At 63.4% G+C, this 23,590-nt stretch carries 20 protein-coding genes; 10 read left to right on the plus strand and 10 right to left on the minus strand.

The features are described from left to right. Nucleotides 1-49: 49 nt before the first annotated feature. On the plus strand, nucleotides 50-1,555 hold the full coding sequence (locus ABQJ48_RS06440; RefSeq protein WP_367836785.1) for a sensor histidine kinase: 1,506 nt from the start codon (nucleotides 50-52) through the stop codon (nucleotides 1,553-1,555). A 64-nt stretch (nucleotides 1,556-1,619) separates the two neighbouring features. Here ABQJ48_RS06440 and ABQJ48_RS06445 read toward each other — a convergent pair whose 3' ends face one another. From ABQJ48_RS06445 to mnmC, 7 genes are all read right to left on the minus strand, one after another. After that, complete coding sequence (locus ABQJ48_RS06445; RefSeq protein ID WP_367836786.1) at nucleotides 1,620-2,123, minus strand: SET domain-containing protein; 504 nt, start codon at nucleotides 2,121-2,123, stop codon at nucleotides 1,620-1,622. Nucleotides 2,124-2,342: 219 nt separating this feature from the next. Then, nucleotides 2,343-3,455 (minus strand): NADH:flavin oxidoreductase/NADH oxidase, encoded by a 1,113-nt coding sequence (locus ABQJ48_RS06450; RefSeq protein WP_367836788.1) that lies wholly within the window; start codon nucleotides 3,453-3,455, stop codon nucleotides 2,343-2,345. Between the two features lie 73 nt (nucleotides 3,456-3,528). Then, on the minus strand, nucleotides 3,529-4,242 hold the full coding sequence (locus ABQJ48_RS06455; protein ID WP_367836789.1) for a glutamine amidotransferase: 714 nt from the start codon (nucleotides 4,240-4,242) through the stop codon (nucleotides 3,529-3,531). A 129-nt stretch (nucleotides 4,243-4,371) separates the two neighbouring features. After that, nucleotides 4,372-5,010, minus strand: coding sequence for a MarR family winged helix-turn-helix transcriptional regulator (locus tag ABQJ48_RS06460; protein WP_367836790.1), 639 nt, complete (start codon nucleotides 5,008-5,010; stop codon nucleotides 4,372-4,374). A 536-nt stretch (nucleotides 5,011-5,546) separates the two neighbouring features. Then, nucleotides 5,547-6,662: a YbdK family carboxylate-amine ligase gene (locus ABQJ48_RS06465; RefSeq protein ID WP_367836791.1), complete on the minus strand. Its 1,116-nt coding sequence runs from the start codon at nucleotides 6,660-6,662 to the stop codon at nucleotides 5,547-5,549. Nucleotides 6,663-6,774: 112 nt separating this feature from the next. After that, nucleotides 6,775-7,980: a cation:proton antiporter gene (locus tag ABQJ48_RS06470; protein ID WP_367836792.1), complete on the minus strand. Its 1,206-nt coding sequence runs from the start codon at nucleotides 7,978-7,980 to the stop codon at nucleotides 6,775-6,777. Between the two features lie 828 nt (nucleotides 7,981-8,808). Further along, nucleotides 8,809-10,788: a bifunctional tRNA (5-methylaminomethyl-2-thiouridine)(34)-methyltransferase MnmC2/FAD-dependent 5-carboxymethylaminomethyl-2-thiouridine(34) oxidoreductase MnmC1 gene (gene mnmC / locus ABQJ48_RS06475; RefSeq protein WP_367836793.1), complete on the minus strand. Its 1,980-nt coding sequence runs from the start codon at nucleotides 10,786-10,788 to the stop codon at nucleotides 8,809-8,811. 415 nt (nucleotides 10,789-11,203) lie between these two features. Here mnmC and ABQJ48_RS06480 point away from each other — a divergent pair, with 415 nt between their 5' ends. Beyond that, on the plus strand, nucleotides 11,204-11,482 hold the full coding sequence (locus tag ABQJ48_RS06480) for an HU family DNA-binding protein (protein ID WP_006050811.1): 279 nt from the start codon (nucleotides 11,204-11,206) through the stop codon (nucleotides 11,480-11,482). A gap of 111 nt (nucleotides 11,483-11,593) precedes the next feature. Here the strand turns inward: ABQJ48_RS06480 and ABQJ48_RS06485 are convergent, their stop codons facing one another. Together ABQJ48_RS06485 and ABQJ48_RS06490 are read right to left on the minus strand one after the other, a co-directional pair. Then, nucleotides 11,594-12,913, minus strand: a complete 1,320-nt coding sequence (locus ABQJ48_RS06485; protein ID WP_367836795.1) for a GTP-binding protein — start codon at nucleotides 12,911-12,913, stop codon at nucleotides 11,594-11,596. A 352-nt stretch (nucleotides 12,914-13,265) separates the two neighbouring features. Continuing rightward, nucleotides 13,266-13,712 carry a lytic transglycosylase domain-containing protein gene (locus tag ABQJ48_RS06490; protein WP_367836796.1) on the minus strand — a complete coding sequence of 149 codons (447 nt, stop codon included), beginning with the start codon at nucleotides 13,710-13,712 and terminating at the stop codon, nucleotides 13,266-13,268. Nucleotides 13,713-14,226: 514 nt separating this feature from the next. Between ABQJ48_RS06490 and gspD the strand changes: the two genes are divergently transcribed. The 3 genes from gspD to gspF are packed head-to-tail and all read left to right on the plus strand — an operon-like array spanning nucleotide 14,227 to nucleotide 19,353. Further along, nucleotides 14,227-16,617, plus strand: a complete 2,391-nt coding sequence (gspD, locus tag ABQJ48_RS06495; protein WP_367836798.1) for a type II secretion system secretin GspD — start codon at nucleotides 14,227-14,229, stop codon at nucleotides 16,615-16,617. Next, nucleotides 16,614-18,131, plus strand: coding sequence for a type II secretion system ATPase GspE (gene gspE, locus ABQJ48_RS06500; protein ID WP_367836799.1), 1,518 nt, complete (start codon nucleotides 16,614-16,616; stop codon nucleotides 18,129-18,131). The genes gspD and gspE overlap by 4 nt, the downstream gene beginning before the upstream one ends. Nucleotides 18,132-18,135: 4 nt before the next feature. Further along, nucleotides 18,136-19,353, plus strand: coding sequence for a type II secretion system inner membrane protein GspF (gene gspF / locus ABQJ48_RS06505; RefSeq protein ID WP_367836801.1), 1,218 nt, complete (start codon nucleotides 18,136-18,138; stop codon nucleotides 19,351-19,353). Nucleotides 19,354-19,478: 125 nt separating this feature from the next. Here the strand turns inward: gspF and ABQJ48_RS06510 are convergent, their stop codons facing one another. Continuing rightward, nucleotides 19,479-19,892 (minus strand): hypothetical protein, encoded by a 414-nt coding sequence (locus ABQJ48_RS06510; protein ID WP_367836802.1) that lies wholly within the window; start codon nucleotides 19,890-19,892, stop codon nucleotides 19,479-19,481. 157 nt (nucleotides 19,893-20,049) lie between these two features. Between ABQJ48_RS06510 and gspG the strand changes: the two genes are divergently transcribed. The 5 genes from gspG (at nucleotide 20,050) to gspK (ending at nucleotide 23,565) form a co-directional block, all read left to right on the plus strand. Beyond that, nucleotides 20,050-20,514 carry a type II secretion system major pseudopilin GspG gene (gene gspG, locus ABQJ48_RS06515; protein WP_367836803.1) on the plus strand — a complete coding sequence of 155 codons (465 nt, stop codon included), beginning with the start codon at nucleotides 20,050-20,052 and terminating at the stop codon, nucleotides 20,512-20,514. A 147-nt stretch (nucleotides 20,515-20,661) separates the two neighbouring features. After that, a complete protein-coding gene (locus ABQJ48_RS06520; RefSeq protein WP_367836804.1) occupies nucleotides 20,662-21,228 on the plus strand; it encodes a GspH/FimT family pseudopilin in 567 nt (188 codons plus the stop codon). A 1-nt stretch (nucleotide 21,229) separates the two neighbouring features. After that, a complete protein-coding gene (gspI, locus tag ABQJ48_RS06525) occupies nucleotides 21,230-21,688 on the plus strand; it encodes a type II secretion system minor pseudopilin GspI (RefSeq protein ID WP_367836805.1) in 459 nt (152 codons plus the stop codon). After that, a complete protein-coding gene (locus ABQJ48_RS06530; protein ID WP_367836806.1) occupies nucleotides 21,666-22,343 on the plus strand; it encodes a PulJ/GspJ family protein in 678 nt (225 codons plus the stop codon). Before gspI ends, ABQJ48_RS06530 begins: the two co-directional genes overlap by 23 nt. Before the next feature lies 1 nt (nucleotide 22,344). Then, a complete protein-coding gene (gene gspK / locus ABQJ48_RS06535) occupies nucleotides 22,345-23,565 on the plus strand; it encodes a type II secretion system minor pseudopilin GspK (protein ID WP_473094102.1) in 1,221 nt (406 codons plus the stop codon). Nucleotides 23,566-23,590 lie beyond the last annotated feature (25 nt).

The following is a 23,590-nucleotide window of genomic DNA, read 5'->3' on the forward strand; positions in this document are numbered from 1 at the left end:
GAATTTCACGGCGTGCAGTGCCGTTGCCTTTTTTCCCGCGCCTTCAATCATGCCCCAGCCGGCCGCCACTAGTCTGCGCCGCACGCTGCTGCGGCGTCTCGCTGCACCGCTCTCCCTGCTCGCGTTGATGAGCGGCCTGATCGCTTACTGGCTGGCCTGGCAGTACACCCAGCACGTGGTCGACCGCTCGCTCGCCGACCTCGCCACCGCGATCTCCAAGCAGATTCAGATTGCCGGCCCCGAGGCGCCGGTCACCGTACCGCCGCTCGCCCAGGCCATGTTCTCCGATCCAGTCGAACAACTCGTCTACCGGATCAGTAACGGCGAGACCGAAATCGCCGGCGACCCTACCCTGCCGCTGCAAGGCAGCAGCGTGCGCCGCATGCACTACGCGTACGTGTTCGAGACGCAGCATCAAGGCGTGACGGTACGCGTCGCACAGGTGCGCGTCGATCAGCCGGCCGGCAATCCGATCGTCGTTGAAGTGGGACAGCCGGTGCATCACCGGTTTCGCATTGCTGCTGAATTTCTGGTCGCGATCATGATGCCGCTGCTGCTGTTGCTGCTCGCCGGTTGGGTGATCGTGTGGCGGGTCGTCAATCAGCAGCTCAATCCGTTGACCGATCTCGCGGATTCGCTGAACCGGCAAACGCACACCTCGCTCGAACCAGTGGACGAAACGTATGTACCGGTGGAAATCCGGCCGCTCACGGGCGCGCTCAACGGGCTGCTAGGCCGCCTGAAAACCGCGCTCGACGGGCAGCGCAAGTTCATCGCCGACGCCGCGCATCAGTTGCGCACACCGCTCACGGCCGTCAAGCTGCACGCGGAGCAGGCGGCCGTCGCGCGTGACCCGCAGCAAACGCAGGCCGCCGTGCTGGAACTGCGCGCCGCGGCCGACCGAGCCGTGCGGCTGTCGAATCAACTGCTGTCGCTCGCGCGCGCGGAGCCCAACGAACAGGCGGCCCGCTTCGTCAACGTGGATATGTCCGCACTCGCCTTCGATACCGGCGCGGAATGGGTACCGCGCGCGTTGACGTTTCACGTCGACCTCGGCTTCCAGCGTCTCGACGATCCCGGCAATTATGAGCCGTTGATCGCGCGCGGCAATCCGGTGTTGCTGCATGAAGTGATCGCCAATTTGCTGGATAACGCGCTCAAGTACGTGCCGCCGTCGCGCGTCAATGGCGGCCGCATCACGGTGACGGTCTCGCAAACGGTGATCGACACGCTGCGCATGGCCGAGATCGTGGTGGAAGACAATGGGCCCGGCGTGCCGCGCGCCCAGCAAGCGGACCTCTTCAAGCGTTTCTTTCGCGGCGACGGCCAAAGCGAAGCCGGGGTGGAAACCGGCGCAGGTCTCGGCCTCGCCATCGTCCACGACATCATGGCGCTGCATCGCGGCAGCGTGCACTACGAAGACGCTCCCGAAGGCGGCGCACGTTTTATCGTCCGTATTCCGCTCGTGCCGATCGACGTTCAGAGCGATCCGCCGACGGCTGAACCATCGCGGCCGGCAAAAAAATCGGCGCACTGGGCGCCGGTGGATATGTGACCGTCTAACGACTCAACGGGCTGCAACGCGTTCACTGATGTGAGCCACATTCGCAGCCCGTGTTTCATTTCTTCTTCGCCTTCTTTGCCGGCTTAGCGGGTTTGTCCGCGGCCTTGCCTTTCGCCGGGGGCGCCAGCATCGTGCCACGGCACTTGCGCGCGCCACAGCGGCATTCGTATTCCTTCTTGAGCTTCTGGGTCTGACGTGCGTCGATCACGAGGCCGTAGTCGTAAAAGATCTCTTCGCCTTCCGCAATGTCGCGCAGCGCATGCACGTAGACGTGACCGTCAATTTCTTCCGCTTCACAGTTTGGCGCGCACGAATGATTGATCCAGCGCGCGCTGTTGCCGTTCACCTTGCCGTCGATCACCTTGCCGCTATCGAGCGCGAAGTAGAACGTGTGGTTCGGTTCTGCCGGATTGTGCGGATGGCGGCGCAATGCTTCTTTCCAGGAGATCCGCTCGCCCTTGTACTCGATCAGCCGCTCGCCGGCCGCAATCGGTTCGAGGGCAAACACGCCTTTGCCGTGCACACCCGAACGACGCACGGCGATCCTGCGTGAACTCATTGAATGAATCCTTGTGATGAACTGAAGATGAGGTCAGGCAGCCGCCTGAGATGCCCGCGTCTGGCGCGCTGCGCTTTTTCGAAGCGGATAGCAAACGCGGCGCCCTGCGAGCGCCGCGTCGACTTGCGACGCTCACGCGCCACATCCGGCATCCTACACGTTGAAGGCAGCTTCGTTCAACAGTCAGGAAAGCACGGCGCGCAACGCGCATGGCCGGCTTTAACGTTGTCCGAACGAAATGTCGCCGAACAGTGCTTTCTGTTCGCGCGGTTGCGAGCGCCAGTATTGCGGTGGCGCTTCGACCGTCGCACCGAGCTGCGCCGCTGCGTGCCACGGCCAACGCGGGTTATACAGCAACGCGCGGGCAAGCGCGATCAGATCGGCGTCGCCCGCCTCGATCAGTTGTTCGGCGTGCAGCGGGTCCGTGATCAGACCCACGCCGATGGTGGTGAGCCCCGTGGCGTGCTTGACCGCCTTCGCAAATGGGATCTGATAGCCCGGCTCGAGCGGAATCTTTTGCAGCGGCGACACGCCACCCGACGATACGTCGATCCAGTCGCAGCCGCGCTTCTCCAGTTCGTGCGCGAAAGCGATGGTGTCCTCGAGGGTCCAGCCGCCTTCCACCCAGTCGGTCGCGGAGACGCGCACGCCGACCGGCTTGTCGGCGGGGAACGCGGCGCGCACGATATCGAAAATCTCGAGCGGAAAGCGCATGCGGTTCTGCAGCGAACCGCCGTAGTCGTCGTCGCGTTGATTGGCGATTGGCGAGAGGAACTGATGCAGTAGATAACCATGCGCCGCATGCAGTTCCAATGCATCGACTCCAAGACGCGCAGCCCGGCGCGCCGACGCTGCGAATGCCTGGCGGATGCGGTTCAGTCCAGCCATATCGAGCGCGAGGGGCGGCTCTTCACCCGCCTTGTGCGGCAATGCGGATGGTGCGTGCGGCAGCCAGCCGCCTTGCGATACGGGAATCAGTTGGCCGCCTTCCCACGGCACATGGCTCGATGCCTTGCGCCCGGCGTGCGACAACTGCATCGTCACCTTGATATGTGAATGCTTGCGAATCGCGGCCAGCACCGGCACGAGCGCTGCTTCAGTGACGTCGTCCCACAGACCGAGATCGGCCGGCGTGATGCGCCCATCCGGCTCGACCGAAGTCGCTTCGATGAACAACATGCCGGCGCCCGATAACGCGAGACTGCCCAGATGGATCATGTGCCACGCCGTCGCCTCGCCGCGTTCGGCGGAATACTGGCACATAGGGGACACGACGATACGGTTGGGAAGCGTCACGCTACGCAGCGTGAGCGAAGAAAAAAGCGCGCTCATGGATTACGCCCAGTAAAAGCTCGAGAGCGATCGAGCATAGCACCGTGGGCGGTTTACTGCATGGACCGCCGGGTCAGCAGCGGGCCTCGACCTGATCCAGCCATTCGTTAAACATCCGTCGCGCGGCGGCTTCGAGCGCTGGACCCAGCTGTGCGGTTTCGGCGCGCAAGCGGCGTGCGTCGATGCCCTGCACGACAAGCTCGCCCGCGTTGCCGATCAGCCACGGCTCGAAGCGGTCGCTGCGAATCTCCGGATGACATTGCAACGCCAGCACATGCTTGCCCCATGCAAACGCCTGATTCTCGCAGGCTGGCGTCGACGCAAGGCGGGTCGCGTGCTCGGGAAGATCGAAGGTGTCGCCATGCCAGTGCATCATCGAGGTCTGCGCGCCGTCCAAATGACGCAGCGGCGAAGCGCGACCGGCGTCGGTCAAGCTGAGCGGCGTCCAACCGACTTCGCGGCGGCCTGACGGATAGACCCGCGCCCCCAGCACACGCGCGATCAACTGCGCGCCGAGGCAAATGCCGAGCGTCGGCAAGCCCGCTGCGATGCGTTTCTCGATCAGCGACAGCAGCGGCACGAGGGTGGGGTAAAGCGCGTCGTCGGTGGCACTGATGGGGCCGCCTAGCACGACCATCAGCGAGGCGCCGAGCGGGTTCGGCGCATTGACCCGGGCGAAGCCCACGTCGAGATACCGGACCGGGCACCCGCGTTCGCCGAGCACCATCTCAAGACTGCCCAGATCCTCGAAGTGCACGTGACGAACGGCCAGTACTTCGCGATTCATCGCCCTGCCCCACCTTCAGGTTGACTAAGACTTGCCGCTACCCAGCACCGGCGAATCCCGCGCGCAGCAGCCTATGCCGCCCCGAAGCCGGTTCGGGCAGTGTAGCGGATCGTCCCAGAACAAGCCGCCTTACTGGGCGAAAATCTTCCAGGTCTTTTTCTGGGTGGAGACGTCGGCAGTTTCGTGCACCGAGCAATCGAGCCGCAAATCCGTGTCCGACATGTTCATGTCTAGCAAGGCGCAGCGATGCGGCGTCTTCTTCGGATTCTTGCTCGGCTCGAAATGCGTGCAGCTCAGGCACATGCGGTGCGGCGGAATATGCCCCTGCGCCTCCAGCTGATGCACGGTCTTGAGCAACGTGCGATAGAACAGGGCCTGCTCGTCATCGCGCAATGTGCCGACTGCCTTGGCGAGGAAGTCCGGCCATTGCGCGGCGCGCCTGGCAGCCGTGCGGCCACGCGCCGTCAGGCGGACCGCGAGGGCGCGGCCGTCGTCCAATGCACGGCGCTTTTCGACCAGGCCTTTGGTTTCGAGCGTGCTGACCGCGTCGCTGGTGGTCGCGGCGGTCAAGGCCGTTTCACGGGCGATTTCGCCAAGGCGCATGGGGCCCTTACGTTGCATCAACAAGACCAGAATCTCGCCCTGAGTCGGCGTGAGGCCCGCCCCTTCGGCCCATTCCCAGGCCTGGCTTCGCATCGCCGTGCTCAATCGCAAGAGGCTGTGGGTCACGCGCCCCGTTGCCTGTTCTCCGTATACGCCGTCGCTCATAATCTTCGATTCGTTTATTGGTAGCGTTCGCGCGATGCCGGTGACCTGCTTGCCGGACCTCGCCCGTAGCCTGTGTGGGGTAGCTTCGTCCAACCTTGGGCGAAACCGTTTCTACTATCTCAAAAATTCACCGCCTTGCAAGCCCAAAGTCGGCGAAAACGTCATTCTATGCGAGAGCGGCCAATCGTACAGCTAACTTATTCAACCCGCTCTGTGGATAACCACGGGAAAACAAGTGGACAGCTCCTGCAGCGCTTCCTGCCAGCGTTCACGCCGAGCTCGAAAGTCTCTCATCTAGCCCCCGTTCACTGCCTCCGGCGTGGGGCGAACAGTCTGGCTATAGTGTACGCAGCATGTTGACTTTGCAGGAAATTATTCAGTTGTCCACAGGCTGATGCAATGCTTGTTAACGACTACTACCCTCGTATCGGCAAGCCTTGGGGAGGACCTCCGAGCGTCAATCAAAAAATTTCCATAAAAAAACCCGCTCGACGCGGGTTTCCACAGCTTTGGACTCGTGAAATAGCGCCTAAGGCCTAGGCTCGCCATTGCAGACACTGCTGCCGGACAGCCTCGTGTAAGGACTTTTCTCGCGCGAAAACGCTGCGCAGCCATGTTGCGTCGTTCATCTGCCCGCGAGCAATCGCACCGATTTCGGCCAGTGCGTTGCCCGAACCGAGTGCCTCGGCGTGCGGCGCGATCCGTTGCAGCGTTTCCAGGATGTCCTCGGAAATTGTCTTGCGTTCGCCCGTTTGCGGATTGATACAGGTACCAGCCAGACCAAATCGGCATGCCTCGAAGCGGTTGAACGTGTACACCAGATAGTCATCTTCCTTCGGTGTGATCGGCTTGTCCAGCAACAGGTGCCGGGCCAGCGTCTGGATGTAGCACGCAATTGCCGCGGCGCGGTCCACCGAAAAGGGTGTGTCCATCACGCGAACTTCGATGGTGCCGAAACCCGGCTTCGGGCGGATGTCCCAGTAAAAGTCTTTCATGCTGTTGACCACGCCAGTGTGGACCATCTTCGAGAAATATTCTTCGAAGCTGTCCCACGTCAGCACGAACGGCGCGCGCCCCGACAACGGAAACGCAAACACGGAATTCAGTCGTGCCGAATGAAAACCGGTATCGACACCCTGCACGAACGGCGAGGACGCGGACAACGCGATGAAATGCGGAATGAAGCGCGACATCGAATGCAACAGGTAGAGCGCGCTGTCCGGATCCGGGCAGCCGATGTGCACGTGCTGGCCGAACACCGTGAATTGCTTGGCGAGATAGCCGTACAACTCGGAAAGATACTGAAAGCGCGGCGTATCGACGATCTGCCGCTCGCTCCATTGCTGGAATGCGTGTGTGCCGCCGCCGCACAAGCCGACGTTCAGATGATCGGCCGCCGAGACCAGCGTGTCGCGAATCTTGCGCAAGTCGGTGACAGCTTGCTCGTGCGTCGTACAAATGCCGGTGGACAACTCGATCATGCTTTCGGTGATTTCCGGTGTGATATTGCCGGGAATCTTTTCGTCCTTGATGAGACGCAGCAGATCCGTGCCCGCTTTGGTCAGATCATAATCGTGCGTATTGACGATCTGCATCTCGAGTTCGACGCCGAACGTGAACGGTTTCGAATCGATGAAGGGTTCGAGTGACATAACGTCCCCTGAGTCAGGTCGGCCGCGCAGTTGTCACATGCCCGGCCGTTTTGAAATCGGATGAACTGAATGAGGCGTGGCACACCGGAAGCACGCGGTGTGCGCAGAGCGCCTACTCCTCGCGCCGTTCGCCCACCAGCGCAAGGCTGCGATAGACAAGCCACGGCCCGAGAATCTGCAGTACGAAAATTGAACACATCACTATAGCCCGCAACTGCGGGTCGAAATTCGGATAGAGATTGTAGGTATCGTCGACCAGCAGATAAGCGAGTGCCGACATCGGCGACAAGGACAAACCGAGCGCCATCCCCTGTTTCCAATTCAGGCCGCTCGGCTTCGCGAACGCCATGACGCCAACCAGTTTCGCCACCAGACGCGCAACAATCAGACCCAGCGCCGCGACTCCGCCGAGCGCGATGTGCTTCCACTCGAACGAAGTCAACGTGAGCACGAACAGAATCACGGTCAGCAACCAGCCGGCGGTGCCGAAGTGCTGCGGCCAAAGTTGCGGACGGGCCTCGTGATTCTTCACGATGATGCCGGCGGCCAGCAACGCAAGAATGGTCGACAGCTTGAACAGATGCGCGATCGCGATCGCGAGCAGCACGAGGCCGAACAACGCGACGAACGAATGTTCGTCCTGCATGTTAAGACGCCGATAAAAGAACGTGCAGGTGCGGGCAAGCAGATAAGCGAGGACCAGCGAGCCGACCAGCAGATAAAGCGGCTGCAGTATGGTCGCGAAAACATTGCCGTAGGCTTCCTGGTGCAACCAGCTCGACACTAGCTTTTCGATCACCACCGCATACATGCTGTTTAGCGCGGTCAACGTCAGCAGGCGCTGGGTCACCTGACCCTCCGCGCGCAATTCTGTTTTGAGCTGAATCACCATTGCGGGCGAAGTCGCCATCGCAATCGCGGCCAGCACCGTTGCCACCATCAGCGGCACATTCAGGAACAGCAGCACAGGCAGCACGAACGCGAAGGTGAGCGTGGCTTCGGCGATGCTCGACAGGATGAGCCACGGATTGCGGCGAATCCACCGCAAATCGAGCCGGCTGCCGAGTTCGAACAACAGCAAGCCAAGCGCGACATCGAGCAACGGCCGCGCCGCGTTCGCGGAATCCGCGTCGATCACGCCGAAGCCGGCCGCGCCGGCAATCAGGCCAATGACCGCATAGCCGGAAATACGTGGCAAGCGCCATGCGCGATAGCACAGTTCGCCGCATAGGCCGGCGGCAAGCAGCGCGAGACCAGCCCAAAAGATGGCGTCGGGCGCGAGCGGCCAGGCTGGAAAAAATGAAAACGCCGAATTCATCGTGATGGATGCTCCTTTGCACAACGGCAGACGATACGAACCGGCGCAAGCGCCGGCGAGCGAGTGAGCGTCCCGGACGCTCACTGTCGCAATCGCTTCGCAGGGTCTGCGTTGCGAGTTGTTTGTGATCGGATGATCTGAATGCGCAGCAGGCGCGTGGAACCCGGCACATTCGAGGTGCGGCTGTAGCAACTGGCCCGGTGGAAGAACACCGTCGACCTTGCGTCAGATTCTGGTTGACCGGCGCCGTTCCGTTGCTACCTGCGACGCCGTAGGCGGTACACGACGCGGGAAGAACGGCGATTGTGCCATAGCTTGTTCAGCCTCGACCGAAAAGAGACCATCGTGCCGGCAAAACGGTAAAAACGTACGTTAACTTGCGCACACCAGGAAAAAGCGACCTTTTTGCCCTCGATGCACAGGCGAGTCCGAAACCCGATTGGCGGCTGCGTAGCTGCTTTGCCAACATCGCGGCAAGGGAATTTTAGAGGCGGTTTTCTGGTGATCCCGGCAAGGCGATGCGCTCCAGACTGCCTCGGGCTTTGCTGTTTACAGGTTTACTGTATGTATACGTAGTAACAGTTAACAAGGCGCCGCGGTTTCTGTGGATAACTTCGGTTTACCGAAGCAAATCAGCGGCTTGCCGGCGGCACAACAGTACGCACAGTATGTGCGGGAGCAGCGCATAGAAGAGGGCAACTTTTTGCGATTTTCGACGGCGACAAAGTTACCCCGTTTACGTCCACAGCGGTTCCACACGACTTGCGCCGGTTAACGGCGCGGTTGTCCACAAGTGCCGGTGGATAACCGCGCCGTCCCGGCACCGGGTCAACCGCTGCGGTTAACGACTGTTCCTTGACGCAATGCACGCAGCAGGAAACGCGCAGGATCGATGTCCTCCGCGAGATCGCGCTCGAGCGGCCACGGCTCGCCTTCCAGTTGCGACGCGATCAGTTCGGCGCCCAGCGCGGCCCACACCAGTCCCCGAGAGCCGTACGCGAACGCGCCGTACAGCCCTTCGGCCCGCGGCAGGTCCAGCGGCCAGGCGCCCGACAGCCGCTGTGCGTCGCGAGCGGCCAGCACTTCGTCAGCGAGTTGGCCGATCATCGGCATGCGGTCGCTGGTGACGCAGCGGAACGCGACGCGTCCAGCGAGTTGCGTCGACCGGGACATGTCGGCTACGGTCGAAAACGCCGGCAGCATTCTGGCGACGCGCTCTATGTTTTCCCGATGACCGTCTGGGCGAAGCGCTGCGTCAGGGTCGTCGAGTTCATAGGTGGCTCCGGTTAGCGTTACGCTGTTTGCAAGCGGCACCGCATAACCTTCGCCGATCACCGGCAGTCCGAGCGTCGGCGCAGTTCCCGCTGGCAGCAAGGTCAACTGGCCACGAATGCTGCGCGTGGGTGCGTGCTGTAAGCCTGCGATACGCGCGGCATCGTGAGCACTTGCGACGATGACCACCGGCGCGCGCGCCACGACCCTGTCCGATGTGTCGAACACAGTCCACTGATCGCCAGAGCGTGCGAGCCGCCCGACTTCGACGCCGAAGTGGCGTTCGAGCAGGCTGCCCGCCGCCGCGAACTGCGCGGCGCACAGCGAGGCTGGATCGATCCAGCCGCCGCGTGGAAAGAACCAGCCGCCGCGCGCGAGCGGCATGCCGGCAAGCTTTTGACCGTCGTCCGCCGAGATGGGCGTCACGTAGTCGGACGGATAGCCGAACGCGGCGATTGCGTCGCTGATCGCGCGCGCTTCGTCGTCATCCGCCGCGATTTGCAGCAAGCCCTCGGCGCCGCGCGACGGCCGATGACCGAGCCGTTCCAGTGCGGCCCAGCGCCTGAGCGCATACAGAAAGCCCGCGCGCGTGACACGCGAGGCCACGCTATCGTCGCGCGAGATCATCGGATGGAAGACGCCGGCGGGATTGCCCGACGCATCATGTGCGACCGACGCATGCCGCTCCACCAATGTGACGCGCCAACCGCGCGCGGTGAGCCGCTCGATTGCCGCACAGCCGGCGAGGCCGGCGCCGATCACCACCGCATGTCGTTCAGCGGGCGCGAGCGGCGCGGGCGGCTCATAGCGGCGCACGCGCCAGCGCGGCGCGAAGTGGCCGACCAGCATCGCCCGCTTCCAGCCGAAGCCGTCGACCTTGCGGTACTCAAAACCGCATTGGGTCAGCGCGCGCTTGATGTCGCCGGCGCTGCTGTAGGTGGCGAACGTGGCACCCTCGCCTGCCAGCCGCGCGAGAGCCTTGAAGATGGCCGGGGTCCAAAGCTCGGGGTTTCTCGCCGGCGCGAAACCGTCGAGATAGAACGCATCGGCGCGCAGTCTCAAGGCCGGCAAGCTGTCGACCGCGTCGGCCAGCACCAGCGTGAGAACGACTCGCCCATCTTCGAATTCGAGACGGTGCGTGCCCGGCACGAGCATCGGCCAGGCGCTCGCGAGCGTTTCGGCGAGCGCCGCGATGGTCGGATCGGACAGTGTGGCCGCATAGACGCTGCGTAAATCGGCGAGCGAAAACGGATGCTTCTCGGTCGAAACGAAATGCAGACGCTCGCAGCGCGACGGATCGGCGCGCCACTCGGCCCACGTCACAAGAAAGTTGATACCCAGGCCGAAGCCCGTTTCGAGCACGGTGAAAATGCGGCGGTGTTGCCACCTTTCAGGTAGCGCATTACCGCGCAGAAAAACGTAGCGGGCCTGTTCGAGGCCACCCACCGCGCTGTGATAGATGTCGTCGTAGAGCGGTGAAAACGGCGTGCCGTTGTTGCAAAAGGCGAGCACAGCGGGGATCAGCGGATCGGTCATGCGCGTCGTGAGTTGACGCTCGAAAGAGCGGGTCGAACGTTACCGCCAGCGCGCGCAGGTCGCCGGACGGCGAAAAAGACGCGCCAAACGTTGGCAAAAACCAACGCCAAGCCCCGTCCCTACTGGGTTTCAGCGCTCGGTCGGGGGGCGCCACGCGGCAAAATCGCCGGTTTGCCTGTGATATCGCCCCAGAATCGCCGAATTCTTCCAAACCCTTGTCCTGATTGGGTTTGCGCTGCGCTATCATAGCAAGCGCCGCGAACCGAGCGGCGGCACGGCCGATGGACAGGCACCTGTCCGGCGCCACAGGTCCGGAGGGGGTCCGGCGCCGCAGCTTCTCGACCGCGCGGCTCGCGCACGTATAATCGGCGCGTTCGCGCAGTTCGTATCAACCTAAACTCAGAAAGGAACCTTAATGAACAAACAGGAACTGATCGACGCCGTCGCAGGACAGACGGGCGCCAGCAAGGCTCAAACCGGTGAAACGCTGGACACGTTGCTTGAAGTGATCAAGAAGTCTGTGTCGAAGGGCGATGCGGTCCAGTTGATCGGCTTCGGTAGTTTTGGTTCGGGCAAGCGCGCAGCGCGCACGGGTCGCAACCCGAAGACGGGCGAAACCATCAAGATCCCGGCCGCCAAGACAGTCAAGTTCACGGCAGGCAAGGCGTTCAAAGACGCGGTCAACAAGCGCTAAGCAGATTACTGCAAGGCAGTTGACACCCGCCGACGGCGGGTTTTTTTCGTCTGCACGGGTCTTTTGTGTGGGTGAGGCGCAATGCGTGTGGCGGCATCGTCAACGCGTCGACTAGCCGTGACCATGACCGTCGTGGTCGTGGTGATGATCGTGGTGGTGGTGATCGTGGCTGTGATGCTCGTGCTCATCGTCGTCGAAATCCCAGGCGGGGAACGGGTCGGCGAGCTGCTGCCATGCCTGCGGCCCCTGCGCATATTCGTCGTCGCTCAACAGACACGCGTCGAACTTCGCCTTCCACACAGCAGCGTCAATATTGACGCCGATCAACACCAGCTCCTGACGGCGATCGCCGATGCTTAGATCATCAGGATCGCCGTACCAGTCGGCGGCAATTTCGGCGGCCAGCTCGTCGTCGGCATCCGGCCATTCGCTGGGATCCTGGGCGGCCCACCACATTCCGGCCGGACCGTGTCGGCAAGCGCCGCCCGCCTGCGATAACGAACCTGCGATATCGTTACGCGTGGCGAGCCAGAAAAAGCCTTTGCTTCGCAGCACGCCTTTCCACTCCTCGTGCAACAGCGCCCACAACCGTTCGGGATTAAATGGCCGCCTCGCCCGGTAAATGAAGTTGCCAATGTCCGAGTCGTCCGCTTGGTCCGCTGCGGCGCGATGCGCGTGGCCCTGCTCGTAGTCATGATTGAGCGCCGCGAGCCAGCCCGGCGCGCTCGACGCCTCGTCGAAATCGAAACGCCCGGTATCGAGCACTTGCGCGAGTGGTACGTCGCCATACCGGCTGACCACTTGCAGCGCACGCGGGTTGAGCTGAGCGAGGATGCGTTGCAGGCGCGCGAGTTCGTGGTCGGAGACGAGGTCCGCCTTGTTCACCACCAGTACGTCGCAGAACTCGACCTGCTCGATCAGCAATTCGACGATGGTGCGATCGTCTTCGTCGTTCGCGGCGATGCCGCGTTCGGCGAGCGCGTCCGCCGAACCATAGTCGCGCAGAAAGTTCGACGCATCGACCACGGTCACCATCGTATCGAGCCGCGCGATTTCGGACAGCGAAGCGTCTTCATTGTCCACGAAGCTCAAGGTCTCCGCGATTGCCAGCGGCTCAGCGGCGCCGCTCGATTCGATGACAATCGCGTCGAATCGCTGTTCGCCGGCAAGACGTTTGATCTCGTTGTGCAATCCTTCGTGTAGCGTGCAGCACACGCAGCCGTTGGACAGTTCGATGACGCGCGGTTGGCCAGGCGATGGCTCGGCGGTATCGCGCAAGAGAGATGCATCGGTGTCGACGGCGGCCAGATCGTTGACGATCACAGCCACGCGCAGACCGCCACGATTCGCGAAGATATGGTTGACGAGCGCCGTCTTGCCGGCGCCCACAAAACCGGAAAGGACGGTGATGGGCAGTAGCGGCTGGTTCATCGGAGTACGGAAAGCAAGGGGTTCGGAACGCGAGCCGGGTTGGGGTCGCATGAAGGCGCGAGCTGCCGACGTTCGAGCGTCGTCGGCGCCGCCAAGCTGCATTGTGCATCAGAATGTGCGGCGCTCACGTATCAGGCCGGAGCGGACGGCGTACAGGCAGGGAGTATCGAAGGCGGAATGGAAGCTGAACACGGGCGCCGGAACTGACGAGGAGTACGAACCCCAGCAATTGAAATACGTCTGAATAGCGGCCGTAATTCCGCCAATGTATGAGCCTTAAACGGAGCATCAGACAGGCAAGAGACCTCAGCGCAACCATCGCAATCTGAGCGCGGCAAAAGAGGCGTCGAACTCAGCGCGCAGCCGGCATCAGGTTCCACTTGCGCAAAATTGCTACAATCTGCTGCGAATACTTGTCGCGCAAGACCGGCGTTTCGGAGTGGTAAGCTCCCACCGCCTGCCATGTGTTGCCGTACTTGTTCATCTGGCGGCGCAGATGCCATGCCGCGATGTACACGTTCTTGCACGGCTCCATCAACGTGCCTTGCGAGATACCGTACTGAGCGAGCGTAGGCAGATGGATCGAGTTGATCTGCATCACACCGTAGTCGGTCGAACCGTTGGCGTTCTTGTGCGTGGCGTCCGGCCGATTGTGCGATTCCTGCCATGCGATCGCACGCAGAATCAATGGGTTCACCTTCTGATACCTGGCCGCCTCGTCGAAGCAATCGGCGCGTGCAGACCCTGCTGCAAACAGCAGAGCGAGACCCGCGGCGACGGTAACGAAGGCTCGGTTCATCGGTCGAGACGAATTGGTAGAAGCGCAAGAGTAAAGGTTGGCAATGCAATCATTCGGCCAAATTTCAGCCGCTGACAGCCGCCAAGGCGTGCTGGCCGGGCGTTTGTCGGACATGCGGGAAAACCCGCGCCAGCAAACTCTGAACTGCGGCTCGAACGGCTCGTATCATACCGGCAGTCCGCTCAGCGTCAAGTTGGCCAACCGACATAAGCCGGCAGAAAACGAAGCGCCCCTGCGGTCCGCTGCGCGACCCGCCTGAGCTTTCAGTTGAATAACCAATGCGTGGACTCGCGAGAAAAAGGCATAGACCCGTCTGTTTTGCGATAAATCCGACATAAAAAGCTGTTACTGTTGCTGTCTTTTCGGACTTCGGATAGCGGGTTATTCGGGGCGCGATGCGCCCGCCAGACTGGCCCGCAAACTGACAGGGCGGCTTGACCTTGCGTTCGCGCTGCATGACCGTCGGCGGCAATAGTCGCCGGCATCGATATCACATTCCATGAAAAGAAATTGTATGGCTTTGCGTCGCGTTGCAACGGCGCTGCTGGTGGCTGGCTTGATCAACGCGCACACGGCACACGCACAGGTGACACTGAACTTCGTCAACGCCGACATCGACCAGGTCGCCAAGGCGATCGGCGCGGCAACCGGGAAAACGATCATCGTCGACCCGCGTGTGAAGGGACAGTTGAACCTCGTGTCGGAAAATGCAGTGCCCGAGGAACAGGCGCTGAAGACCTTGCAGTCCGCTTTGCGGATGCAAGGTTTCGCGCTGGTGCAGGATCACGGAGTGCTGAAGGTCGTGCCGGAAGCCGATGCCAAGCTGCAAGGCGTGCCGACCTACGTCGGCAATGCGCCGGTCGCGCGCGGCGACCAGGTCGTCACGCAGGTGTTCGTGCTGAAGAACGAATCGGCGAACAACCTGCTGCCGGTGCTGCGTCCGCTGATCTCGCCGAACAATACCGTGGCCGCTTACCCGGCCAACAATACGATCGTCGTCACGGATTACGCGGACAACGTGCGGCGCATCGCGCAGATCATCGCGGGCGTGGATACGGCGGCGGGCCAGTCGGTTTCCGTCGTGCCGCTGAAAAACGGCAACGCGATCGACATCGCCACGCAGATGGGCAAGATGCTCGACCCCGGCGCCATCGGCAGCACCGACGCGACGCTGAAGGTGTCCATCACGGCCGACCCGCGCACCAACTCGCTGATGATTCGCGCGTCCAACGCCGCGCGTCTGGCCGCGGCGAAGGAACTCGCGAAGCAGCTCGATACGCCGACCACGATGCCCGGCAACATGCACGTCGTCGCGCTGCGCAACGCTGACGCGACGAAGCTTGCCAGGACCTTGCGCGGAATGCTTGGCAAAGGCGGCGACAGTGGCACGTCGTCCGGCACGAACGAAGCCAATTCGTTCAATCAGAGCGGCGGCAGTCTTTCTGGCAGCAACTCGACGGGCGCCTCCGGCACACCGCCCCTGCCGTCGGGTGGGCTGAACGCCAGCTCGATGTCCTCGCCCATGGGCGGCGGCGGCTACGGCGCCAACAGTGGCGCCGCAGGTTCCGGCGGCCTGCTCGGCGGCGACAAGGAAAAGGCGGGCGACGAGAACCAGCCCGGCGGCATGATTCAGGCGGACGCTGCCACCAACTCGCTGATCATCACGGCGGCCGAGCCGGTGTACCGCAACCTGCGCGCGGTGATCGACCAGCTCGACGCGCGGCGCCCGCAGGTCTACATCGAGGCGCTGATCGTCGAGCTGAACTCGAACACGAGCGGCAATCTCGGCATTCAATGGCAGATCGCGAACAACTCGCTGTTTGCCGGCACCAACCTGTCGACCGGTTCGAGCAACAGCATTATCAATTTGACCGCGGCGGCCGCGGCCGCGGGCAGCACGGGAGGTCTTGCCACGGCCCTGGGCGCCTCGGGTCTCCAGCAAGGTCTGAACGTCGGCTGGATTCACAATATTTTCGGCGTGCAGGGGCTCGGTGCGCTGCTGCAGGCGCTGTCGCAGACTGCCGACGCGAACGTGCTGTCCACGCCTAACCTGATTACGCTCGACAACGAAGAAGCGAAGATCGTCGTCGGTACGAACGTGCCGATCCAGACGGGCTCGTACTCGAATCTGACGAGCGGCGCGGCGAACGCGGCGTTCAATACGTTCGACCGCGTCGACGTGGGTCTGACGCTACACGTGAAGCCACAGATCACCGACGGCGGCATCCTCAAGCTGCAGCTTTACACGGAAGACTCGGCCATCGTGAACGGCACGACCAATGCGACCACGAATCCGGCGGGCCCGCAGTTCACCAAGCGCTCCATCCAGTCGACAGTGCTCGCCGATAACGGCGAGATCATCGTGCTCGGCGGCCTCATGCAGGACAACTACCAGGTCAGCAACAGCAAGGTGCCGCTGCTCGGCGACATCCCGTGGATCGGCCAGTTGTTCCGTTCCGAACAGAAGACGCGCGACAAAACCAACCTCATGGTGTTCCTGCGTCCCGTGATCATCAACGACCGCAATACAGCGCAGGCCGTCACCGCGAACCGCTACGACTACATTCAGGGCGTCCAGGGCGCGTATCGTTCGGACAACAACGTAATGAAGGACAAGGACGATCCGGTGGTGCCGCCGATGCCGGCCGGCCCGAGCGAGGGCGCTTCGCCCGCGATGAACCTGTTCGATCTGAACCAGATGCGCCGTCAGCAAATGGCGCCGCAGCAGGTGCCGCAGGCCGCGCCGCAACCGGTGCCGCAACCAGCCCAGCAGCCTGTGCAGCAGATGGCGCCGCAGCCTGCGCAACAGCCCGCGCCACCAATGTCGCCGCAGCCAGCCACCGTCGCTCCGTATCCGTCGATCGGCGCGCCGCCGACCACGGCGTCGCCGGGAGCGCGTCCGTGACGGCGGCGCCCGCGCAAACAGCACATCGCGCGCAGGGCGGCGACGCCGCCGGCGGTGAGCGCGCTGCGCCCTCGCCGCTCGCGGCGCGGCTCGTGCCGTACGGCTTTGCCCGCAGCGGCCAGATCCTGGTCGCTCATCAGCGCCCGGACAGCCTCGAAGTGTGGATCAGCGAGCGCACCAGCGACGCCGCGCTCGCCGAAGTCGCACGCAACTTCGGCGCGGTGTCGGTCGTGCGACTGTCCGCGGACGAACTCGCGCAGGCAATCAACCAGGCCTATGCGCGGCAGGACGGCAGTGCCGCGCAAGTGGTCGGCGAAGTGGAAGGCGAAGTGGACCTGTCGCGTTTGATGCAAGACATCCCCGAAGTCGAGGACCTGCTCGAATCAGAAGACGACGCGCCGATCATCCGCATGATCAACGCGCTGCTCACACAAGCGGCGCGCGAACAGGCTTCGGATATTCACATCGAACCGTTCGAGAATGCTTCCGTGGTGCGCTTCCGGGTCGACGGCACGCTGCGCGACGTGGTTCGGCCGAAGAAGGCGCTGCACGGCGCGCTGATCTCGCGGATCAAGATCATGGCGCAGCTCGACATTGCCGAAAAGCGTCTGCCGCAGGACGGCCGCATTACGTTGCGCGTGGGCGGCCGCCCGGTCGACGTGCGGGTGTCGACGCTGCCGACCGGTCACGGCGAACGCGCGGTGCTGCGTCTGCTGGAAAAAGACGCGTCGCGCCTGAACCTCGAAGCGCTCGGCATGGGGCCGGACACGCTCGGCAAGTTCGATAGGCTGATCGGCAAGCCGCACGGCATCGTGCTGGTGACGGGCCCGACCGGCTCGGGTAAGACCACCACGCTGTACGCGGCGATGTCGCGGCTGGAAACGGCGACCACCAACATCATGACGGTGGAAGACCCGATCGAATACGACCTCTCGGGCATCGGCCAGACGCAGGTCAACGAGCGCATCGGCATGACCTTCGCGCGCGCGCTGCGCTCGATTCTGCGGCAGGACCCGGACATCATCATGATCGGTGAAATCCGCGACCTCGAGACCGCGCAGATCGCGGTGCAGGCGTCGCTGACCGGCCACCTCGTGCTGGCGACACTGCACACGAACGACGCCGCTTCCGCGGTCACGCGTTTGACGGACATGGGCGTCGAGCCGTATCTGCTGGCGTCGTCGTTGCTCGGCGTGCTGGCCCAGCGGCTCGTGCGGCGGCTGTGCCCCGTGTGCCGCGAAGAGCGCACTGAAGCGGACGGCAGCGTGCGCTGGCACCCGGTCGGCTGCGAGCGTTGCGGGCAATCCGGTTACGCGGGACGGCGCGGCGTGTATGAACTGCTGCTGATCGACGACACGATCCGCTCGCTGGTCCACCGCAATGCGGCCGATGCGGAAATTCTCGCGGCCGGCCGCCAGCAGGGTATGCGCACGTTGCGCGAGGATGCGGACCGCTGGCTCGCATCCGGCCTGACGTCGCTCGAAGAAGTGATTCGCGTGACGGGCGGAGCCTAAACGCATGCCGGCATTTCGTTTCGAAGCGATCGACGCGGCGGGCAAGGCCCAAAAGGGTGTGCTCGACGCCGACAGCGCGCGCGGCGCGCGCACCAACCTGCGCTCGCAAGGACTCACGCCGCTCGTCGTCGAACCGGCCGCGTCGCGCACCCGTGGCGAGCGCAATCAACGCCTGTCGTTGGGGCGGCGTTTGTCGCAGCGCGAACAGGCGATTCTCACGCGTCAGCTGGCCAGTCTGCTGATCGCCGGTTTGCCGCTCGACGAAGCGCTCGCCGTCCTCACGGAACAATCGGAGCGCGACTACATCCGCGAGTTGATGGCCTCGATTCGCGCCGAAGTGCTCGGCGGCCACTCGCTCGCCAACGCGCTGACGCAGCATCCGAAAGACTTCCCGGAAATTTACCGCGCGCTGGTGGCCGCCGGCGAGCACACTGGCAAGCTCGGTCTGGTGCTGTCGCGGCTCGCCGACTACATCGAACAAAGCAACGCGCTGAAGCAGAAGATCTTGCTTGCGTTCACGTATCCGACCATCGTCACGATCATTGCATTCGGAATCGTCACGTTTCTGTTGAGCTACGTGGTGCCGCAGGTGGTCAACGTGTTCGCGAGCACCAAGCAGCAACTGCCCATCCTCACCGTGATGATGATGGCCCTGTCCGGCTTCGTGCGGAACTGGTGGTGGGCGATGCTGATCGGTGTGTTCGTGCTGGCCTATCTGGTGCGCTCAATCCTGAAGCAGGCCGGTCCCCGTCTCGCGTTCGACCGCTGGCTGCTGGGCGCGCCGTTGCTCGGCAAACTCGTGCGCGGCTACAACACCGTGCGCTTTGCCAGCACGCTCGGCATTCTGACCGCGGCGGGCGTGCCGATTCTGCGCGCGCTGCAAGCCGCCGCCGAAACGCTCAGCAACAATGCGATGCGGGAGAATATCGATGACGCGATCGTGCGGGTGCGCGAAGGCACCTCGTTATCACGCGCGCTCGGCAACACGAAGACGTTCCCGCCGGTGCTCGTGCACCTGATCCGTTCGGGCGAAGCGACCGGCGACGTGACGACCATGCTCGACCGCGCGGCCGACGGCGAAGCGCGCGAGCTGGAGCGCCGCACCATGTTCCTGACGAGCCTGCTCGAGCCCCTGCTGATTCTGGCGATGGGGGGCGTGGTGCTGGTGATCGTGCTGGCGGTGATGCTGCCGATCATCGAGTTGAACAACCTCGTGCAGTAGTGCGGGGAGAGAAGGAGATGGCGAGCAATCTCTCTGCGACGGCTGCGATGGCCGCCTGACCGGTGAAGGCGTACGAGGCGTCTAACCGGGTTGCCGCGGTGAAAGCAGGAACGCGCGCGGCGACATTAGCGCACATAGATGGTGGGACCGCCCGCGTTAGCGGGCAGAAACACTTCGGAGCGTGCGCCGTTGCGATCGATGATGATCGACCGGGCGCGCACTTCCGACAGTTTGGTGCCTTGCATCAGCGTGCTGCCGAGCGACACCGCATGCGGCGGTTCGCCGCCCACGCTGACGATCGCCGCGGCGCCTTCGCGCAGCGCCAGGATGCCGAATAGATGCACGTCCTGGTTGACATTGCGCGTGAGCTGGCCGCCGAACAGCGCCGCGGCCTGGTCGGTCGAGACCTGCGCGTGCGCGGCGGCGGCGGGCAACGGCGCGCCGGACAGGGTGGTGAGTGTAATGACCCAATAGGTCAGCGTCGCGCAGAATACGGCGAACAATGCGAGCGACAGAAGGCGGATCTGGATAGCGTTCATGCGCATCATTGTACGGACTATTGTGAGAATTGCGTCGGGTTGAAAGCCTTTAACACCATGACATTAAAATGACCGGCCGGGCGTGTTCAATAGCGGCCTGATCGCTGACCAGCGAACCGCGCCCAGTCGAAATTCACCTGAAAAGAGGTAGCAAGCTATGCAACTGTCGACCACTCGCCGCACTGACATCGCGGGTCCGCGCAGCCGTCGCCAGCGCGGTTTCACACTGATCGAAATCATGGTCGTGATTGCGATCCTGGGCATTCTGGCCGCGTTGATCGTGCCGAAAATCATGAGCCGTCCGGACGAAGCGCGCCGCGTCGCCGCCAAGCAGGACATCGGCACGGTGATGCAGGCGCTCAAGCTGTACCGTCTGGACAACGGTCGTTATCCGACTCAGGAGCAGGGGCTGCGAGCGCTGGTCGAAAAGCCGGCAACCGATCCGGTGCCGGCCAACTGGAAGGACGGCGGCTACCTCGAACGTCTGCCCAACGATCCGTGGGGCAATGCGTATCAGTATCTGAATCCGGGTGTGCACGGTGAGGTCGATGTGTTCAGCTATGGCGCGGACGGCAAAGCGGGCGGCGAAGGCAATGATTCCGACGTCGGCTCGTGGCAATAGGCGACGCACGGTCAAGCGGGGCCGCTTAGGTGAGCTCATCATTTCGCGCATGAGCGCTTCGCTGTTGGCGCCGCCCTCGCGCGACGCCCGCGTGTTTTTATCGATGCATCGTTGTTCGATCTTGGCTGATCGTTGGTAGCCGGCACTATGTGTAACTCCGCTTGCAAGTCCCGTGTGGACGCTCCGTGTACGGTTTCGCCGCCGCTCACGGGGTCGGACAGCGCGCGTCGCTTGCGCGATCCGCGTGGCCCTCGCGGCCCGCTCCGCACGGCCGGTTTCACGCTGCTGGAGATGATGGTCGTGCTCGTCATTGCGGGCCTGCTGGTGTCGTTGACCGCGCTGACGATGACGCGCAATCCGCGCACCGATCTGAACGAGGAAGCGCAGCGTCTCGCGCTGCTGTTCGAATCGGCCGGCGATGAAGCGCAGGTGCGCGCGCGGCCGATCGCATGGCAACCGCTCGAAGGCGGCTTCCGTTTCGACCAGCGTACCGAAGACGGCTGGCGTCCGCTGCGCGACGACCTGCTCGGGCCGCGTCAGTGGGAAGGCGGCGTGACTGGCGTGACGATCAGCTACCCGGGTTCGGATTCGCAACCCAGCCGGGTCGTGTTCGGCACCGAGGCGATCGACGTGCCGGTGCAGGTCACGCTGTTTTCGGCGGCCGGGCGGGCGACGATCGTCGGCACCGGCAATGGCCGCTATGAGGTGCACTGAGATGCGTCGTTGCACGACCAGCAACCGTTGCAGCAGCGCGGCCGCAAGCGCGACTGGAAGCAGCGCGGCTCGCCGCGGCGCCGGGCGTACGCCGCGCGGTTTCACGATGATCGAAGTGCTGGTGGCGCTGGCAATCATCGCGGTGGCGCTGGCGGCGTCGTTGCGCGCGGTCGGCAGTCTCGCGAGCGGCGAAGCGGATCTGCACCGGCGTTTGCTGGCCGGCTGGAGCGCCGACAACGCGCTCGCGCAATTGCGTCTGACGCATGCGTGGCCGAACGTCGGCGACACGAGCTTCGATTGCTCGCAGGGCAATTTGCAGTTGACCTGTACCGAGCATGTGACGGGCACGCCGAATCCGGTGTTCCGTCGCGTGGAAGTCATGGTGACGACGCCTGGGCGTTCCGGCAATCTCGCCCAGATGGTCACGGTGGTCGCGAATGAAAGCAACCGCTCGCTCTGAGCGCCGCCGCCGATCCGGCGCGCGCGGTTTCACGCTGATCGAACTGTTGGTCGCGATCGCGATCATGGCGGTGATCGCCGTCCTGTCGTGGCGCGGGCTCGACCAGATCATCCGCGGCCGCGCCACCATCACCAACGCGATGGAAGACGAGCGCGTCTTTGCGCAGTTGTTCGACCAGATGCGCATCGACGCACGCGAGGCTGCGTCCGACGACGAGTCGGGACAGGCGGCCATTTCAGTGTCCGGCAGTCGGCTGCAGATCGTGCGTCAAATGACCTTGCCGGGCACGGCGCCGCGTCTGCAGGTGGTGCGTTACCAGGTGTCCAATGGCCGCGTGATCCGCTACGCGTCGCCGCCGCTCGGCAACGTCGGCGATCTGCAGCGCGCGCTGCGCGGCAGCGAAGGCGAAGGTTGGTCAGCGGTGCCGTTGATGGGCGGTGTCGGTTCGATCTCCGCGCGGCTTTACGTGCCTAAGGTCGGCTGGACCACGCAGATGAAAGACGTGCAAAGCGCGATCACCGAGGCCGACAACAATCTGAAGGTGCCGCAGCTCGGCAATGCACCGCTGCCGCGTTCGGTGGCGGGGCTCGAAGTGAGCGTGGGCGCGCATTCGCTCGCGCGCCCCATCACGCGCGTTTTTCTGATCGGAGAATGAAATGAGATTCTCCCGGTTGTCTGTGCCGCGGGCATCGTGTTCTTCACGGGCGGGCGAGCCGCGAGTGCTTGTCCCCGCCCCTGTCTGTGCCCCGTGTGCTGGTCGCTTGCGTATCCGCGCGAAACCCGTGAACCGTCGGGCAGCTGCCGCCCGGCAGCGCGGTGCGGCCATCATCAGCGCGCTGCTCGTCGTCGCGCTGTCGGCGATTCTCGTGTCGGGCATCCTGTGGCGTCAGCAGGTCCAGATTCGGCGAATCGAAAACCAGCGGCTGCTCTCGCAGGCGCAATGGGTCGCGCGCGGTGCGCTGGACTGGACGCGTCTGATTCTGCGCTCGGAGGGCGATACGTCGGCCGGCATTACCTATCTGGGCGGAATATGGGGTGTGCCGATCGCGAAGACTCGTCTGTCCGATTTCCTCGGCCAGATCGGCGAGGTCAGGGCCGAACAGGGCGCGGCAACCTACCTGTCCGGGTCGATCGAAGATGCGCAGGCCAAATTCAATCTGCGCAATCTGGTGTCGAGCCCCGCGCCCGGCGTGATGCAGTTGAACCTCGAACAGATCGACGCGTATCAACGTTTGCTCGTGTCGCTCGGCGTGAACAGCCAACTCGCGAAGGCCACGGCCGTGCAGGTGCGCAATAGCCTCTCCCGATCGGCGACCCGCTTTCAGACCGTGACGTCCGCCAACGGCGCACCCATTGGTAGCGCGCCGACGCCAGGCGTGCAGGGCGGCGCTACGGGCGGCAGTTTCTCCGACAAGCCGGGCCTCGAAGACGACGATGACAACGCAGCGGGCGCACCGCTGCAAATGACGGGCGTCGACTCGCTGCTCGACATTCCGGGCTATACGCCGGAGATGGTGGCGCGCTTGCGCCCGTTCGTCACCGTGCTACCGACCGTCACGGCCGTCAACATGAACACGGCCTCGGCCGAAGTGATCGCGGCGGTCGTGCCGGGCATGAGCCAGTCGGCCGCACAGGGTTTCGTCGCGAGCCGGCAAACGGTGTTTTTCCACAATGTCGGCGACGTGCAACTGGCGCTGCAGGGCGCGGGTGTGCAATCGGTCTCGATCGATCCCAACGAGCTCGACGTCAACTCCAGCTACTTTTTGATCCACGGCCGCGTGCAGCACGAACGCGCCGAGGTGGACCGCACCACGCTCGTCTATCGCGACGCGATGACTCACACTACGCGTATCGTGCGGGTGCAAGACCAACTATGAACAACGCAATTCCCAGAGAGAGTGG

This window comes from Paraburkholderia suaedae (assembly GCF_040812055.1).
Taxonomy (GTDB): domain Bacteria; phylum Pseudomonadota; class Gammaproteobacteria; order Burkholderiales; family Burkholderiaceae; genus Paraburkholderia.